We start from the raw sequence: 18,236 nt of genomic DNA on the forward strand, positions 1-18,236 counted from the left end.
CTGCTTGTGGGCTGCGCGAATTACCCCCACGGCCGGGCCTTCGCGGGGGGGGGGGGGGTGGTGGTTTTGGGCTTGGTGTTTTCACACCACGAATCGCCACTCACGACCAACCCGGCCCACTACTGCGAGCGCAGAACCCAGACGTCGTCGGCGTTCACCGCGACAAGGTCCGCGTCGCCGTCTCCGTCGACGTCGGCCGTGAGTGTTTCCTTCGTGCCGAAGAAGGGGCCCGCGTACCACGTCTCGGGCGGGGAATAGCCCGACCCGGTGGAGCGCATCACCTGCACGTCGTTGTCGTTGATCGCGATGAGGTCCGCATCTCCGTCGGCGTCGATATCCGCGGTGAGGGTTTTCTTGCTGCCGTGGAAGGGAATCGCCGACCACGACACCGGAGTGTCGAACCAGCGGTTCGCGGTGCCGGCCACCACCCTCGTGCCGTCCGCGTCGACGAGGATGAGGTCGGCCTTCCCGTCACCGGTCGCGTCGGCCGCCAGCGTCGCCTTCCCGCCGCGGATGGGCGGCGCCCACGCGACCAGCGGCAGGGTCGTGCCGCCGTCCGACCGTGCCGCGAGGGTGGCCACGTCGAACAGGCCGATCACGTCGGTGTCCCCGTCGCCGTCCAGATCGGCGGCCAGGTTCCCGTAGTCACCGGCGATGGTGTTGTTCAGCCACTGTTTGGGCGTCCCGAAGCGTTCCACGCCGTAGTAGTCCACGATCGACCTCGCCACGAAGATGCCGCGAGGTGTCGAGGCCGTCTGCCGCCGGACTGCGATGGCGTCCGCGCGGCCGTCGTTGTCCATGTCGCCGACGAAGTTGGCGCTGCCGTTGAAGCCGCTGCTCAGGAAGTCCCCGGCGCCCCAGTTCTGTTGTGCCTGGAAGCCGGAACCGCTCGACCGCAGCACGTAGCATCCGTACAGATAGGTGTTGTAGCTGACCAGATCGTCCTTGCCGTCGCCGTCGACGTCCCCCGCCATGACCGCGACCTGCGCCGTGAACGGTCCGGCCGACCACTGCTCCGGGACGCCGGACGCCGCCGCCGGCGGAGCGAGAGTCAGCATGAACAGACCGGCAACACCGGCCATCGCCAAAGCACGCATCACGTCCCCTTCGTGTCGGCTCCAGTACTCAAGTCGTGACGGACCGCGAAACGTTACGGGTGAACGTGTTGACCTCCAGCGAACTCGAGATGTCATGGTGCTTTTCATGACAGTGCAGCTGAATCACACGATCATCAACGCCACCGACCGGGCCGCCACGGCGGACTTCCTGGTTTCGATCCTCGGCCTGCCCGAGCCCGCCGAATTCGGTCCGTTCCTTGTGGTCCAGACCGGCAACGAGGTCTCGCTCGACGTCATGCACAGCACCGAGGAATTCTCCAGGCAGCACTACGCTTTCCTGGTCGAGGAGGACGAGTTCGACACGATTTTCGGACGGATCCGCGAAAAGGGTGTGCCGTACTGGGCGGGGCCGGGGCACCGCGGCGCGGGGGAGATCAACACCAACGACGGCGGCCGGGGCGTCTACTTCGACGATCCGGACGGTCACGTGCTCGAGATCCTCACCCGCCCGTACGGATCCGGCGGCTCGGCGGAAACGTCCGGATCGTCGTCCTGACCGGAGTACGAGGGTGTCCGGATCGTTGCCGGACTTCATCCTGCTGGACGTGTCCCGGTACGCCGTTCTGCGGAATCGTGGACGGGCTCGAAGGGGATGGGCGTCGAACGCGGGGCGGGGAGCATGGAACTGCGTCATTTCAGGTACTTCACGGCCGTCGCCGAGCAGGGCGGGTTCACCAAGGCCGCGACGATGCTCTTCGTCTCGCAACCGACCTTGAGCCAGCAGATCCGCGCGCTGGAGCGGGAGCTCGGCGTGCCGTTGTTCCTGCGCGCTCCGGACGGGGTCCGGCTGACCGCCGCCGGTGAGGTCTTCTACGGCCACGCACAAGCAGTGCTGCGGATGGTGGACGAGGCCGCCCGCGCGACCCGGCGGGCAGGGGCGGAGCCGGACGTGCTGCGGGTCGGCTGGTCGCCGCCGATCCCGCGCGCGGTGCACGTGCCGATCGCGAGCGCGTTCGCGGCGGCGTATCCGCATGTCCGGCTGTCGTGGCAGGAGACCACGCTGCCCGACCCGGAACGGCCGCTGCTCGACGACGAGGTCGATGTCGCGCTGGTGCGGTTGCCGGTGGACATCGAACGGGTGCTGTGGGAGCCGATCATCGACGAGCCGTGCGGTCTCGCGGTTCCGGTCGGGCACCCGTTGTCGGAGCTCGAATCGGTCGACGTCTCCGACGTGCTCGAAGAGCCGATGCCGAACGTCGGCGACGCCGTGCCCGAGTCCATGAAGCGGTGGTGGCTGCTGCCGGAACTGCGCAACGGCGAGTACCCGGAGGCGGTGGGCGAACCGGTCAGCACGGTGACGGAGCTGGCGCTGTCCGTCGTCCTGAACACCGTGGTCTGCCCGGCGCCGTATCTGTACGTCAAGAGCGCCTCCGTGCACGGGTTCCACGCTGTGGAGCTGCGCGGAGGTCCGCTCTCGTCCACCGGTGTCGCCCGCCGCCGCGACGACCGGCGCGCGCTGCCCCGGCTGTTCTGCGAGCTGGCGGCCCGGATCACGGCCGAACTGCCGGTATAGCCCCGGCCGATCGGCGCATAGCCACAACGACTTCGACCTGGACCGGTGCGTTGCCCGATCCTCGGAGGCACCGGGGAAACGGCGTCACGACGGGAGTCCAACGACCATGACAGGAATCCGGTACACCGTGCCGATCGCGGCCGCGGTGGCCGTACTCGGCCTGCTGCAGCCGGCGCCCGCGCACGCCGGGACCGAGCTGTCCCAGCAGTTGTGCCGGGGGGACCAGATCGGCGTGATCCGCGATACGGCTCTGACGATACTGAACGGGCAGCCGGCGAACTTCGGTTACCGGGACCGGACGGTCATCGGCCCCGGCATCCCCCTGCGGGACGGGGACGTCGTCCGGATCCGGGCAACCGGCTCCATCAAGATCGACTCGTGGCCGTGGGGGCCGTCGTACTCGCCCGCGGGCCACCCGACCGAACGGACGAGGACGGTCTGGGGCGGGATTTCGGCACCGTCGTACGGACTGTACGGATTCTTCGTCTCGTCGGGGGTCGCCTTCCCGATCGGGGCCGACAGCGGATGCGTGGTCCACCACGGGCCGGAGACCTGGCTGTGGCTGGCGCAGAACGACGAGAGGACCGTCGACAACAGCGGCCGCTGGGATCTCACCGTCCGGACCTGGAATTTCTGACGGGTGATGAAACGCGCCCTGGTGCTGCTGATAGCCGGGCTGGGTGCCTTGCTGAGCATGGCCGCGGCGCCCGCGGTGGCGGTGGACGACCGCGTCGTCTTTTCCAGCAACCAGGCGGTCGGCGGCTGGTTCACGGTCGACGTCCTGGCGAACGACACCCCGCGGGGCGCGCAGGTCCGTGCCGTCGAGCTGGTGTCCGGCCCGACGGACGGCGTGGTGGAGCCGACCACCAGCCCGGTCGGTTTCCGTTGGCGCAGAGGGACTTCGACGATGGCGCAGTGGGGCTACCGGATCGTCGACACGGCGGGGAACAGGAGCAACACGGCGACCGTGTCCGCCGGGGTGCGGATCGGCCCGCATCCGCGCGACGACAGCTACGAGGCGACAACGGGTGTGCTGCTGAAGGTTCCCGCGCCCGGTGTGCTGGCGGATGACAGCCATCCCGACGGGGAACGGATGACCGCGGCGGCCACGGCGAAAAACGGTTTCACCGCGCGAGGTGGCCGGGTCGTCCTGCGGCCGGACGGGTCGTTCGACTACGCGCCGCCGACCGGTTTCACCGGAACGGATTCCTTCGGCTATCGGGCGGTGGACCCGCAGAACGACGCGGCGGACGCGACCGTCACCATCACGGTCCGGCCGAGGCCGTCCGCGACGGACGCACCCGCGCCGACCGGCGACCAGCCGTCGGGGAAACCCGAGGTCACCGTCCACCTGCACGGCTATCCGGCGGAATGCCGGGCAGGTCCCATCATCGTCGGTGGCAGGAGACTGGACACCTGGCTCGACGAGGCCGAGCAGGGACGCGGTGGCGGGGCGCACTGGGAGTTCGTCGACCTGCACGCGTACCTCCCCGGCGGCCTGGCCGCGGGCATCCGCCCCGTGGAGTTCCGGTGCGGCGGGGCCACCTATCCCGCCGGGACCATGAGACTGCCCACGGGCCCGGGGCTGACGACCTTCGAGCTGACGTGGAAGGAAAAGCCGGCCGCCACCACACCTGCCCAGCCGACCACGGAGCCGCCCGGTTCCCCGCCGCCACCCCCTTCGGAACCACCCGGACCGAAGCCACCCGGGCCTGTCCACATTCCCGTGCCGAGCGAGGTCCTGACCGATCTGCGGTCCCTGGCGGCGAGCGGGGTGGAGACGGCGGCGATCCTGTCGCTGGTGCTCTTGCTGGAGACCGCGTTCCCGGCGGACCTGGTCAACAAGATCATCGAAGTACTCCGGACCCGGCGCACCCTCGAACGGCTGGAGACCGCGCCACCGCGTGGCCACGCGGTGGCGCGGACACTCGGTTACGCGGCGATCGGCGGGGCACTGCTGGTCTGGGCCGACGCGGAGGTCAATGCCCGCACCTGGGACTGGGGTGCCGTCGCAGTGAAAGCGGCGGCGGGCGCGATATCCCTGTCACTGGTCGTCGCCGTCTACGAGAAACCCAAGGATTCACTGCTCAGCCCGGACCGCGGACGCGGCCATCTCAGGGCGATCTGGCTGGGGTTCCTCGTGGCCGCGGTGCTGGCCACCGTGTCCCGTTGGCTGGGTTCTCCCGTGCCTTACGTCTATGGACTGGTCGTCACCTTCTTCGCGGTGGGAGCGGTGTCGAAGAAGGCGCAAGGACGGGCGACGCTCGGCGGCGGGATCGCCGTCCTCGTGACCTGTATCGGTCTCTGGGCGGCGCTCGCCCCTCTCGTCGTCGCCGGGCGTGAAGCGGCTCCGAAGTCGATGACCTATGGGATCGCCTTCGCGATTTGTGTCGTGCTGGCCGCGGGGATCCAGGTGGTCGTCTTCGGCCTGCTCCCGATCGAACCGCTGGACGGCTACGCGCTGAAGGCCTGGAGCAAAGTCGCGTGGTGGGCGTTGTACGCGCCCGCCGTCTTCTTCTACGTCCATGTGGTGCTCAAGAGCGTGCATCCCGCCCTCGACGACCATCCCTCGGATGAGCGGATCTTCGTGGCGACGTGTCTGTTCGTCCTGGCGGGCGTGACGAGCTTTCTCCTGCGGCGGTTGAAGGGTGTCCGGACAGCTTGAACGGCAAAGACGGCGGGTCCGTGAAGGCCTCCTGGCTTGAGGGTGCCGCGAGGGGAGGCACGCAGAGGATCGGTCCGGCACTGCGCTGGAACCTGGCCGGAGGCTCTCCGCGGGCTCGGCCGGCCGAGGCGCGAGCCAGTGACCACCCGGGTGTCAACCACATCACCGCGCTGAACAAGTTGCGCGAACGCGACTTCCTCGCGTGAGGCGGCGCGATCGGGATCGTATTTCTGAATCGATTGTGGTGAATTAGCCCGGCGGCTTTTCGTGAACGTATTCCGTTGCACAGTGTCGGTTAATATCCGACACATTACTGAACGTAATCGATCGAGTGTTCATGGTGGCTGAAAAATCGAGCGCGAAATGCGGACCAGTCCACGGATTGGGCTGAAAGACGCGGGTAGCTGCAGCTTGTGGTCCAAGATCGTAGGCTGTTTGGCCTAAATCAACGGAATTCGTATTCCTCGGCGCGGCCGGTCGTCTTAACCTTGCGTAATTCTTCACCTGAATGGTCACTGGGGAGCAAGATGAAGTCCACGCCGTTGTTGTCGCGCGCCCGAAAAACCTCGGAGCGACTGCTCGACGCCCGATGACACGAGCCGGTTGCGTCGGCCGATTCGACGTACACGCCCGGCAAACGCCCGACCGGATCGCGGTTTTCGAGCACGGCTCCGGGGTCACCTACGCCCGGCTCGCCGGGCTCGCGGGCGGCCGCGCGCTGCGGTTGCGTGACGCCGGTGTCCGGCCGGGGGAGCGGGTCGGGCTCGTCACCGGGCACGGCAGCGCCGCGATCGCGGCGATCCTCGGCACCCTCGCCGCGGGCTGCACCTACGTCCCGCTGGACCCGACGTTCCCCCGGGAACGTCTCGAGTACCAGCTCGCGGCCGCGCGGGTGACCGCCGTACTCGCGGATCCGGAGTACGTCGAGCTGGCGGAGTCCTTGTGCCGCACCGGATCCGCGCGGCTCGTGCGCACGGGTACGGAGACCGCGTCGCTCCCGGTGCCCGAATCCGATCCGGACGGTCCGGCGTACGTGCTGTTCACCTCGGGGTCCACCGGCAGGCCGAAGGCGGTCGCGCAGACGCACCGCAACCTCCTGCACGTCGTCGACAACCAGATCGCCGCGCTCGGCATCACCTCGGCCGACAGGCTCAGCCTGCTCGCGTCGTTCGGCTTCGACGCGGCGATCCCGGACCTCTATCCGGCACTGCTCACCGGTGCCGCGCTCGTGCCGGTCGACCTGCGCGCGCACGGCCTCGCCCACGCCGCGCGCGAGCTGGCCCGGCACGAGGTGACCGTCTACCACTCGACGCCCACGGTCTACCGGCATCTGCTCGACGTCCTCGGCGAGACCGGCCTCCCGTCCGTGCGGACCGTACTGCTCGGCGGCGAGCGGGCGACCCACGCCGACGTCCGCCGTGGCCGGTTCGCACCGGACTGCGTGTTCGTCAACGGTTACGGCGCCACCGAGGTGACTTTCGCCGCGCAGTACCGGACGACCGCCGCCGAGCTGGACCCGGACGCCGACGGACCGCTGCCGATCGGGCGCGCGCTGCCCGGGTTCACCCTCGCCGTGCTGGACAGCGGAGAACTCGAAGTGCGCGGACGGCATCTCGTCGACGGCTACCTCGACCAGCCGAGCCCGGCGTTCGGGGTGACGGCCGACGGCGGCCGTCGCTACCGGACCGGCGACCTCGGCAAGCTGCTGCCGGACGGGAACCTCGTCTGCCTCGGCAGGCTCGACCGGCAGGTCAAGGTCCGCGGCTTCCGGGTGGAGCTGACCGAGATCGAGGCCCGGCTCGCCGAACAGCCCGGAGTGGCCGAAGCCCGCGCGATCGTGCGCGACGGCGACCTGCTCGCCTACGTGACCGCGGCAGGCCCGCGTCCGGACGGCCGGATGCTGCGGGCCGCGCTGGCGGACGTCCTGCCGGGCTACTCGGTACCCGCCGCCGTCGCGGTGCTGGACGGTTTTCCGCTGACCGTCACCGGGAAACTCGACGAACGGGCACTGCCGGACCCGCGGTCGGCCGCGGCCGTCCCGGCCGAGCGCCTGACCCCTGCCGAGGAACGCGTCCACCGGATCTGGTGCGCCGTGCTGGGCCGCGACCGGGTCGGGCGCACCGAGGCGTTCTTCGACGCCGGCGGTGACTCCCTGCGGCTCGGCCGGGTGCAGACGCGGCTGGCCGACGAGTTCGGGGTGGACGTCCCGATGCTCGCCTTGTTCGAGCGCACCACGATCGCCGGGCAGGCGGCCTGGCTCACGGAGTCCACTTCGGACACCCGGCCGCCGGTCGCCGCGGAGGAGCAGGCCGGGGACCTCATCGCCGTCGTCGGGCTGGCCTGCCGGTTCCCCGGTGCGCCGGACGCCGCCTCGTTCTGGTGGAACCTCTGCGCGGGAGTCGACTCGATCCACGACTACACCGACGACGAGCTGGTGGCGCTGGGCATCGGGCCGGGCCTGCGCGGAGACCCGGCGTATGTGCGGGCGGGTGGCCGGATCGAGGGAGTCGAGGAGTTCGACGCCGGGTTCTTCGGGTTCACCGCCGAGGAGGCCGCGCGCACCGACCCGCAGCACCGGCTGTTCCTCGAAACGGCGTGGCGGGCACTCGAGGACGCGGGACGCGACCCCGCCGCCGAGACCGGGCCGGTCGGGGTGTTCACGTCGACCTCGGTGAACCGCTACTTCCTGTTCCACCTGTTCGGCAACCCGGCGGTGACCGGCGACGTCGATCCGGACGACTGGGAGGGGCGGCTGACCGGCCGCCAGCTCACCGATCACCTACCCGGCCAGGTCGCCTACCGGCTCGGGCTGACCGGACCCGCGGTGGCCGTGCAGAGCGCGTGCTCCAGCTCGCTCGCGGCGGTGGCGCTGGCCGCGCAGAGCCTCGCGGACTACCGGTGCGACGTCGCGCTGGCCGGCGGTGCGAACGTGACGTGGCCTCGGTATCGCGGCGGTGGGCTCGTCTCGCCGGACGGCCGGTGCCGCGCGTTCGACGTCGACGCGGCGGGCGCGGGGTTCAGCTCGGGCGCCGGGGTGGTCGTGCTGCGGCGGCTGGCGGACGCGCTCGCCGACCGCGACCACGTCTACGCCGTGCTGCCCGGCTGGGCGATCACGAACGACGGCCCGGATCGCGCGGGTTACGCCGTGCCGGGACCGGCGGGGCAGGCGGCGGCGGTGGCCGAGGCGCTGGCCGTCGCCGAGGTCGCCCCGGACGAGGTCGCGCTGCTCGAAGCCCACGGCAGCGGCACCCCGCTCGGCGACGCGATCGAGGTGGCCGCGCTCAACCGCGTCTACCGCGAAGCGCCGCCGGAAACGTGCGCGCTGGGCTCGGTGAAGACGAACATCGGGCATCTCGACGCGGCGGCCGGCATCGCCGGGCTGATCAAGGCCGTGTTGTCCGTGCGGCACGGCGTCATCCCGCCGAGCCTGCACTTCACGGCCTCGCATCCGGAGGTCGACCTGGCGGGCGGCCCCTGGTATGTCCCGGCGAAGGCGGCCGACTGGCCTGCCCGCGAACGGCGGGTGGCCGGGGTCAGCTCGTTCGGTATGGGCGGCACGAACGTGCACATGATCGTGGAGGAGGCCCCAGACCTCCCGCCACGGCAGGCGGCGAGCGGTCCGTTCGTGCTGCCGGTGTCCGCGCGTGACACGAAGGCGTTGCGCGAGGCTGTTTCCCGGCTGCGTGAGCGGCTCGCCACGGACGCGCCGGATCTCGGGGACGCGGCGTACACGCTCTCGGTCCGGCGGGCGTTCGCGTGCCGCGCCGCCGTGGTCGCGGACTCGGTCGCGTCGGCGATCACCGCGCTCGACGCGGTGCTGGCCAACGGAACCGGCGTCGAAGGCCCGGCCGGGGAGGAGCGAGACCTGGCTGCCCACTGGGTCGAGGGCGGCGAAATCGACTGGGCGGCGGGCGGTGAACCGGGCCGCGTCCCGTTACCGGGTTATCCGTTCCAGCGGGAGCGGCACTGGATCGACCCACCGCCTCACCACACATCCGACCAGGGGAGCCCTCGGTGACCGACACCTTGCCCGTCGCGGGCGGCCACGGCCCGCCACTGTCCTATCCGGACACCACCCTCACCGGGCTGATCCTCGCCCAGGCCGCGCGCACCCCGAATGCCGTGGCCGTCCGGCAGGGTGACGCCCGGCTCACCTACCGCGAACTGGTCGCGTCGGCGACCGGCGTCGCCAGGCTGCTGTGGGCACGGGGCGCCGGTCCCGGTGCCCGCGTCGGCGTCTGCGCCGACCGGCGGCCGGAGCTGATCTCGACCGTCGTGGGTGTGCTGCTGTCCGGGGCCGCCTACGTACCGCTCGAACCCGGCGGCCCGAAGGCGCGGCTGGCCGAAATCGCCGCGGACGCCGGGATCTCCCTTGTCGTCGGTGACCGCGCGCGGGCCGAATTCGGTGCCACGGAAGGCATCGAGGCCCTCGACGTGCCCCCGCCCGCGGACGGGGCCGCCGAGTGCCCCGCCGGGCCGGACGATCTCGTCCACCTCCTCTACACCTCCGGCTCCACCGGCCGCCCCAAAGGCGTGCTGACCAGCCACCGCAACGTGGTCGCGTTCGTCACCGGGTTCGCCACCGCCCTCGGGATCCGGCCCGGCGCCCGGGCGCTCGGCATCTCCTCGCTCGCCTTCGACGCCTTCACCATGGACGTGTTCGTCCCGCTGGCGCACGGCGGATCGGTCCAGCTCACCGGCGCCGCCGACCGGGCCGACCCCGAACGGCTGCGGCGGTTCCTCGTCGAGCACGACGTCGAATGGGGCTTCGTCACGCCGACGCTGCTGTCCATGGTGGACCCCGAGGCCGTGCCCGGCTGGCGCGTCGTCGCCTGCGGTGGCGAGCCGGTGCCCGCGGAACTCGCCGCGCGCTGGCTGCCGGGACGGCGGTTCTTCCACGTCTACGGCCCGACCGAGACCACCGTGGTGGTCGTCACCGACGAGGTCACCGGCATCCCGGCCGACCCGCTGCCGCTCGGCCGCCCGACGCCGAACCACCGGGCGTACGTCGTGGACGCCGAACTGCGGCCGGTCGCGCCCGGCGAAATCGGCGAGCTGCTCATCGGCGGTCCGGGTCTCGCGCGGGGTTACCTCGGCAGCCCGGAACTGACCGCCGAGAAGTTCGTCGACGACCCGAGCACGCCGGGGGAAAAGCTTTACCGCACCGGTGATCTGGCCCGTGAGCTGCCCGACGGCCGTCTCGAGTTCGCCGGCCGCGCCGACCGCCAGGTGAAGGTCCGCGGCCAGCGGATCGAGCTCGGCGAGGTGGAGGCGGCGTTCACGGCTCATCCGGACGTCGGCGCCGCTGCCGTGGAGGCGGTCGCCGGGGCCGGCGGAACGCGGCTGGTGGCCTTCGTGGCACCGGCTTCCGCACCGTCCGATGTGGACGAACTCGGCCGGGGAAGGCTCACCGCGGCGATGCGCCCGGCCGCGGTCCGGGTGCTCGACCGCCTGCCGGTCAACCCGGTCACCGGCAAGATCGACCGGCCCGCCCTGCGTGACCTCGCCGAAGCGGCACTGGCGGGGCAACGGGGGGAGGACCTCGGCCCGCTCGGCACCCCGGCCGAACGCGCGGTCGCGGCCCTCTGGCGGCGGGTGCTCGGTGACGGCGCGGGGACGGATTTCCTGGCCTCGGGCGGGAATTCGATCGCCGCGATGCGCCTGGTCGCGGCGCTGCGGGCGGAGCTGGCCGCCGACGTCGCCGCGGAGGACGTCTTCGACGGCGGAACTCTCGACGGGCTCACCCGGCGGGTCGCGGCCGCGCCGCCGCTGACCGGACCGGGGCTGACCACCGGGCACGCGCCCGCGCTGTCCCCGCCGCAGCGGCGGTTGTGGTTCCTCGACCAGCTCGCCCCGGACGCCGCGCCGTACAACATCGCGATGGCGTTCCGGCTGACCGGCGTGCTGGACGTCGACGCGCTGCGCCACGCCTTGCGCGCGGTCGCCGAGCGGCACGACGTGCTCCGCTGGCGGATCCGGGCCGTCGACGGCGCTCCGCTGGCGGATCGCCTGCCGTCGGCGGACATTCCGCTGCCCGTGGTGCCGGTGACCGAGGGCGGGCTACGGGCCCGGCTGGCCGCCGACGCCGCGACGCCGGTGCACCTCGACCGCGAGGCTCCCTGGCGCGTGCGGCTCTACCGGCTCGGCGAGACGGAACACGTGCTCGGCTTCACGCTGCATCACGCGGTGTTCGACGGCTGGTCGCAGGAGCTGCTCTGCGCCGACCTGTCGGCGGCCTACCGGGGCGAGCCGTTGCCGCCGCTGGTGGCGTCCTATGCGGACTACGCGGCGTGGCGGGCCGGACGCGACGAACGCCGGGAGGCCGTGGACGTCGCCTGGTGGACCGGACATCTGTCCGGTGCACCGGCCACAGTGGACCTTCCACGGGACCGGCCGCGCCCGGCCGTGCAGACCTATCGGGGCGCGAGCCTGCGTCAGTCCTTTTCGGACCGTACCGCCGAGTCGGTTCGGGAATTGGCCGCCCGCACCGGCACGACGCGCGCCGGGGTGCTGCTCGCCGCGTTCGGCCAGCTGCTGCGGCGGCTCACCGGCGCGACCGACCACCTGGTCGCCACGGTCGTCGCCGACCGGCAGCTCGCCGAATTCCAAGAGGTCGCGGGATTCTTCGTGGACATCGTGCCGGTGCGGCTGCGGGCCGACGACGCCGCGGACTTCGCGACGCACGTCCGCGACGGCGGCGCGGCACTCCTGGCGGCGACCGCGCATCCCGCCGCGCCGGTCGAGCGGCTCGTCGAGGCGCTCGGCGTGCCGCGTGACCCCGCGCACGCCCCGCTCGTGCAGGTGATGTTCAACGTCCTGAACTTCGCCGAGCCGCGGCTGGACCTGCCCGGCGTGGCCTCGGCGTGGCTGCCGGTCGACAAGCCGGGGTCGCCGTTCGACCTCACGGTGTACGTCCACGACGACGGCGTCGAACTGCTGTACAACCCGGACCTGTTCGACCACGCCCGGATGGCCGGGCTCGCCGAGGACTATGTCGCCCTGCTCGACGCGCTCGCCGCGGCACCGGACGCGCCGGTCGGGACGAGCGTGCCGGAGTTGCCGAGGGCGGGTGTCCGCACCGCCGCGCCCGCCGCGGCGAACCGCGTCCAGGCCCGGCCGCCGTCGGTGACCGCCGACCCGGCGGCACTGGCCGCGACCGAGGCCGTGATCGCCCGTGCCTGGTGCGACGTCCTGGGCGTCGCCGAAGTCGGGCACAGTGACAACTTCTTCGACGTGGGCGGGCATTCGCTCGCGCTGGCCCGGGTGCACGCCCAGGTCACCACCCGGCTCGGCCGCCGGATCCCGATGGTCGACCTGTTGAGCCACCCCACTGTCCGCGCCCTCGCCGCGCATCTGCACTCCGGCGGCGCCGCGTCCCCGGAGCTGGCCCGCGCCGCCGAGCGCGTCGCTGCCCGCCGCGGCCGCACCCAGACCAGAAGACCCCGTCGCACCGCCGGCCAGGCCGGTCCCGAATAGGAGCACCACCGTGAACCACCTTCCCGAAACCGGCACCGGCGATCCCGGAGCCGAACCGATCGCGATCGTCGGACTGGACGTACGCGTGCCCGGCGCGCGTGACGCGCGGCAGTTCTGGCGCAACCTCGTCGACGGTGTCGAGTCGATCGTGCCCGCCACCCGCGAGGAGATGATCGCCCGCGGTGCCGAAGAGGCCACTGTGGACGATCCGAGCTGGGTGAACGCCACCGCCGTGGTCGACGGCTTCGACGAGTTCGACGCCGAGCTGTTCGGCATGACCAGCCGCGAGGCCGAGATCACCGACCCGCAGCATCGGCTGTTCCTCCAGTCGTGCCACGCCGCGCTGACCGACGCGGGCTACGATCCGGCCCGCTTCGACGGCGCGATCGGCGTCTACGGCGGATCAGGGGGCACCGGCTACCTGAAGGAGAACCTGCTGCGCAACGAGCGGATCCTCGCCTCGCAGCACGGTGGTATCGGGATCTCGACCGGCAACCAGCCGAGCTACCTGACGACCTCGGTGTCGTACAAGCTCGACCTGCGCGGCCCGAGCCTCGCGGTGTTCACCGCGTGCTCGACGTCCCTGGTCGCGGTGCACCTGGCCTGCGAGGCGCTGCGCAACGGCGAATGCGACATGGCGCTGGCCGGTGGGGTCAACCTGGAGATGCCGCACGGTATCGGCTACATGGGTGTCGAGGGCTTCACCTCGCCGGACGGTCACGTGCGCGCGTTCGACGCCGGTGCCAATGGCACGGTCTGGAGCAGCGGCGCCGGGGTCGTGCTGGTGAAGCGGCTGTCGCAGGCGATCGAGGACGGCGACCACATCCGGGGTGTCGTGCTGGGCAACGCGATCAACAACGACGGCGCCACCAAGGTCGGCTTCTCCGCGCCCAGCGTGTCCGGGCAGACCGAGGCGATCGCGCAGGCCGTCGGCATGGCCGGTGTCGACCCGCGCACCATCGGCTACGTCGAGGCGCACGGCACCGGTACCGCGCTGGGCGATCCGATGGAGATCACCGCACTGTCCACTGTGTACGGGAACGGGGCCGAGGACACCGGCTGGTGCGCGATCGGCTCGGTGAAGTCCAACATCGGCCACCTGTCGCAGGCGGCGGGCGTGGTCTCGCTGATCAAGGCCGTGCTGGTCATGGAGCACGGGCTGATCCCGCCGACCATCAACTACCACGAACCCAACCCGGGCATCGACTTCCCGGCGAGCCCGTTCTATCCGGCGCGCGAGGTGACGAAGTGGGAGGCGGGACCGGCGCCGCGGCGGGCGGGTGTCAGCTCGTTCGGTGTCGGCGGGACCAACGCGCACGTCGTGCTGGAGGAGGCGCCGAGTCCGGAGCGGTCCAGGACGTCGCACCCGGCGCACCTGCTGCGGGTGTCGGCCAACACCGCGGAAGCGCTCTCGGCCGCGGTCGAGCGGCTGGCCGAGCGGCTGGCCGGGGACGTCGACCTCGACCTCGCGGACGTGGCACACACCCTGGCCGCCGGACGCACCGAATACCCGCACCGCGCGGCTGTCGTCGCCCGTGACCTGGAAGACGCGGTCGACGGGCTGCGGGATCCCCGGCGCCTCGTGTCCGCACAGGCCGGGGAGGCGAACGTGGCGTTCCTCTTCCCCGGGCAGGGTTCCCAATACGCCGGGATGGGCGCCGAGCTGTACGAGGCCGAGCCGGTGTTCGCCGCGGCCGTCGACGAATGCCTGCGGCTGCTCGAAGGCGAGCTGCCGGGGCTGCGCGAGCTGATCTTCGGGCGCGGTGGCGAGCAGGCGCTGCGGGAAACCCGCGTGACCCAGCCCGCGCTGTTCGTCGTCGAGTACGCGCTGGCGAAACTGTGGCAGAGCTGGGGTGTGCGGCCCGCGGCGATGATCGGTCACTCGGTCGGCGAATACGTCGCCGCCACCGTCGCCGGGGTCTTCACCCTGCCGGACGCGCTGAACCTGGTCGCCACGCGCGGCCGCCTGATGCAGTCGATGCCCGCCGGGGCCATGCTGGCCGTCCAGCTCGACGAGGAGAGCGTCGCCTCGCGGCTGCCGGGCACCCTCGCGATCGCCGGGGTGAACGGGCCCGGCACATGCGTCGTGGCCGGGCCGCCGGCCGCGGTCGCGGATTTCGCGGCGACGCTCAAGGCCAGTGGCGTGCAGTGCCGCGAGCTGGTGACCTCGCACGCGTTCCACTCGCCGATGATGGACCCGATCCTCGCCGAGTTCACCGAGGCCGTCGCCTCCGTCGCCCGCACCGCGCCCGCGCTGCCGTTCCTGTCCAACGTCACCGGCGACTGGATCACCGACGCCCAGGCCACCGATCCCGCCTACTGGGCCTCCCATCTGCGTCGGGCCGTCCGGTTCGGCGACTGCGTCAAGAACCTGTTCGCGCGCGGCGGACGCTGGGCGCTCGTCGAATGCGGCCCGGGACATCAGCTGTCCGGGCTGTCGCGCGGCCAGGTTCCGAAGGGGATGCCCGCGCCGCAGCCGAGCCTGCCGGGCCGTACCGAGCGCATCGGCGACGTCGAAACCCTGTACGGCGCGGCCGGTCTCTTGTGGACGAACGGGGTTTCCGTCCAGCCGCGGACGTCCGGCCACCGGGTACCGCTGCCCGGCTATCCCTACGCGCGCAAGCGGTATTGGGTCGATCCGGATCCGGTCACGGCCGTCCAGCCCGCGCGGCGGAGCGGTCCGCTGCCCCTGTCCGAGTGGTTCGCCGTCCCGGCGTGGCGGCAGGCGGAACCGGACCTGAGACGCGAGCCTTTCGCGAACGCGCTCGTTTTCGCCGCCGACGACGTCCTGCCCGGCCTGCTGCGCGACGCGGGTGTGACGGTCACCGAGGTGCGGCCCGGCGACGGATTCGCCGCGACGGAGACCGGTTTCACCGTCCGGCCCGGGGTACGCGAGGACTACGACGCGCTCGTGGCCGCGCTGCCCACCCGGCCCGAGCGGGTCGTGCACGCCTGGACCCTGGCCGGGGACGAGCGCGGGATGGCCGCACAGGACCTGGGGTTCTTCAGTCTGCTCAACCTCGTCCAGGCCTGGGGCGAGCCGGTGCGCATCGACGTGGTGAGCACCGGTACCGCCGACGTGACCGGCACCGACCTGACCCGTCCCGAGCACGCGACCCTCGCCGGCATCACCCGGGTGGTACCGCTGGAGAGCCCGGGCACGGTGGTGCGCCGGATCGACGTCGACCTGGATCGCTTACAGGACACCATCGCCGAGCTGTTCCGCCCGGCCGACGCGGCGGCCGAGGTCGCGCTGCGGGCCGGTCGTCGCTGGGTGCTGGACTACAGTCGGCTCGAACTGCCCGCGGCCGCCGAGCCGGTGCTGCGGGACGGCGGCCGGTACCTGATCACGGGCGGGACCGGTGGTATCGGCATCACGCTCGCCGAGGACCTCGCCCGTCGCGTGCGGGCGAAGCTCGTGCTGCTCGCCCGCACCGGGCTGCCGCCGCGGGCGGAATGGGACGCGCACCTGGCTGCGCACGGCGGCACCGACCGCGCCGGGCGCACGATGCTCGCCGTGCGGCGGATGGAGGCCGCGGGCGCGGTGGTGCACGTCGTCGCGGCCGACGTCACCGACGCGGCGCGGCTGCGCGAGGTGCGTGAGCTGGCCGAACGCGAGTTCGGTGGTCTCGACGGGATCGTGCACGCCGCCGGATTGCCCGGCGGCGGTGTCGCCGAGGTGAAGGAGCGGACCGCGGCCGAGGCCGTACTGACCCCGAAGATCGCCGGGACGCTGGCACTGGCCGAGGCGTTCGCCGATCTGCCGATGGACTTCGTCGCGCTGTGCTCGTCGATCACCGCGGTGGTCGGCGGCATCGGGCAGGTCGATTACTGCGCCGCCAACAACTTCCTCGACGCCTACGCGCGGGGTGACCATGGCTGGCAGGCGCGGCTGGTCTCGCACGCCTGGGGTGGCTGGGACGAGGTCGGCATGGCCGCCGAGGTGGCCGCGCCGACCACGATCCGCACCGCCCGGTCGCGGTCGCTCGGACCGGTCGAGCACCCCGTGCTCACCACGCGCACCGAAGACGGCGCGCACGGGCTCGTCTCGGCGGCCACGCACTGGCTGCTCGACGAGCACCGGATCGCCGGGGTGCCGGTGGTCCCGGGCACGGGACATCTGGAGACCGTCCGCGCGGCGGTGGCCGCGGCGCTGCCGAAGCCCGGCGACGGGCACGTCGTCGAGCTTCGGGACGTCGCGTTCCTGGAGCCGTTCGGCGTCCCGGACGGCGCCACCGCGGAGTACCGCGTCGAGTTCGACGGCGACGACTTCACCGTGACCAGCCACATCGCCGGCGCGAGCCGGACCCACGTGCGCGGATCCGCCGGGTGGATCGCGGCCGGGTCCTCGTCCACTGTGGACATCGAGGCGGTGGTGGCCCGGACCGAGCCGATCGACGACGGGCACGGCTTCGGCACCGGCCGCACCAGCATGGTCACCTTCGGCCCCCGCTGGGCGGCCCTGCGCGAACACCGGATCGGCGCACAGGAGGAGCTGGCCACGATCACGGCTCCCGACGCGGCGGCGGATGACCTCGGCGCGTGGGGGCTGCACCCGGCACTGCTGGACGTCGCGACCGCGTTCGGCCGCGGCCGGGGGAGCGGCACCTATCTGCCGATGAGCTACGGCCGGATCGTCGTGCACGACGCGCTCCCGGCGAGTTTCCGCAGCCACCTGCGCTACCGCGACTCCGGCGGCGACCAGGTGGTGGCGGCCGACCTCTCGCTGTGCGACGAGACCGGCCGCGTGCTCGTCACGATCGAGGACTTCGTGCTGCGCCAGGTCGATCAGGACGCCGTCGGCGGCGGCCTGGCTTCGGCGGCCGCGGTGTCCACTGTGGACACTGCTGGGACTTCGACCGGGATCCGGCCGGTGGACGGCGCCGAGGCGTTCGTCCGGGCGCTGGCCCCCGGCCTCGGCGGGCAGGTGGTGATCAGCACCCTTCCGGTGCGGGAACTGATCGAGCACCGGGTCAGCGCCGAGGAACTGGACGAGCCCGGCGAAGCCCCGGTGAAGGTGTCGGACGACGACTACGTCGCCCCGCGCACCGATCTGGAGGCCGAGATCGCCCGCCAGTGGACCGAGCTGCTCGGCGTGGAGAAGATCGGCGTGCACGACGACTTCTTCGCCCTCGGCGGCAACTCACTGGTCGCCATCCAGCTCATCGCCCAGGTGCGCAAGGCAACCGGGACGCGGCTGGCGATGAAGACGCTGTTCGAAGCGTCCACAGTGGCCACTCTGGCCGAGCGGATCGAGGAGCTGCGCGCCGGCAAGACCGAGGCGCCCGCCGAACCCGCCCGGACCACCATCCCCAAGCTCGAGCGCTGAAGCGGTGACTGTCATAGAGGGTAAGGCAAACGCGGCGTGGCCATGGGGGTCGGGGGGGGGGCTAGGCGGGGTCAACCCCCACGCCCCCCCCCCCCCCGGGCGCGGCCCCCAGGGCGCGGGCGCCCCCGGGAGGCG

General features: G+C 72.0%; 8 protein-coding genes. 7 read left to right on the forward strand and 1 reads right to left on the reverse strand.

What is annotated here, in order from left to right:
- Nucleotides 1–119: 119 nt before the first annotated feature.
- Nucleotides 120–1,097: an FG-GAP repeat domain-containing protein gene (locus ACZ5ZX_RS22840; protein ID WP_465504013.1), complete on the reverse strand. Its 978-nt coding sequence runs from the start codon at nt 1,095–1,097 to the stop codon at nt 120–122.
- A gap of 106 nt (nt 1,098–1,203) precedes the next feature.
- On the opposite strand from ACZ5ZX_RS22840, the gene ACZ5ZX_RS22845 reads away from it, so the two are divergent.
- The 7 genes from ACZ5ZX_RS22845 (at nt 1,204) to ACZ5ZX_RS22875 (ending at nt 18,101) form a co-directional block, all read left to right on the forward strand.
- Complete coding sequence (locus tag ACZ5ZX_RS22845) at nt 1,204–1,614, forward strand: VOC family protein (RefSeq protein ID WP_465504014.1); 411 nt, start codon at nt 1,204–1,206, stop codon at nt 1,612–1,614.
- A gap of 123 nt (nt 1,615–1,737) precedes the next feature.
- Nucleotides 1,738–2,631, forward strand: coding sequence for a LysR family transcriptional regulator (locus ACZ5ZX_RS22850; RefSeq protein ID WP_465504015.1), 894 nt, complete (start codon nt 1,738–1,740; stop codon nt 2,629–2,631).
- 106 nt (nt 2,632–2,737) lie between these two features.
- The gene (locus ACZ5ZX_RS22855; RefSeq protein ID WP_465504016.1) at nt 2,738–3,268 is read left to right on the forward strand and encodes a hypothetical protein; all 531 of its coding nucleotides are present in this window, start codon (nt 2,738–2,740) and stop codon (nt 3,266–3,268) included.
- Between the two features lie 6 nt (nt 3,269–3,274).
- Complete coding sequence (locus ACZ5ZX_RS22860; protein WP_465504191.1) at nt 3,275–5,296, forward strand: FGLLP motif-containing membrane protein; 2,022 nt, start codon at nt 3,275–3,277, stop codon at nt 5,294–5,296.
- Nucleotides 5,297–5,885: 589 nt separating this feature from the next.
- Nucleotides 5,886–9,314: a beta-ketoacyl synthase N-terminal-like domain-containing protein gene (locus ACZ5ZX_RS22865; protein ID WP_465504017.1), complete on the forward strand. Its 3,429-nt coding sequence runs from the start codon at nt 5,886–5,888 to the stop codon at nt 9,312–9,314.
- Nucleotides 9,311–12,772: an acyl carrier protein gene (locus ACZ5ZX_RS22870; protein WP_465504018.1), complete on the forward strand. Its 3,462-nt coding sequence runs from the start codon at nt 9,311–9,313 to the stop codon at nt 12,770–12,772. Before ACZ5ZX_RS22865 ends, ACZ5ZX_RS22870 begins: the two co-directional genes overlap by 4 nt.
- Nucleotides 12,773–12,782: 10 nt before the next feature.
- The gene (locus tag ACZ5ZX_RS22875; RefSeq protein ID WP_465504019.1) at nt 12,783–18,101 is read left to right on the forward strand and encodes a type I polyketide synthase; all 5,319 of its coding nucleotides are present in this window, start codon (nt 12,783–12,785) and stop codon (nt 18,099–18,101) included.
- Nucleotides 18,102–18,236 lie beyond the last annotated feature (135 nt).

This window comes from Amycolatopsis sp. NPDC033938 (genome assembly GCF_055575975.1).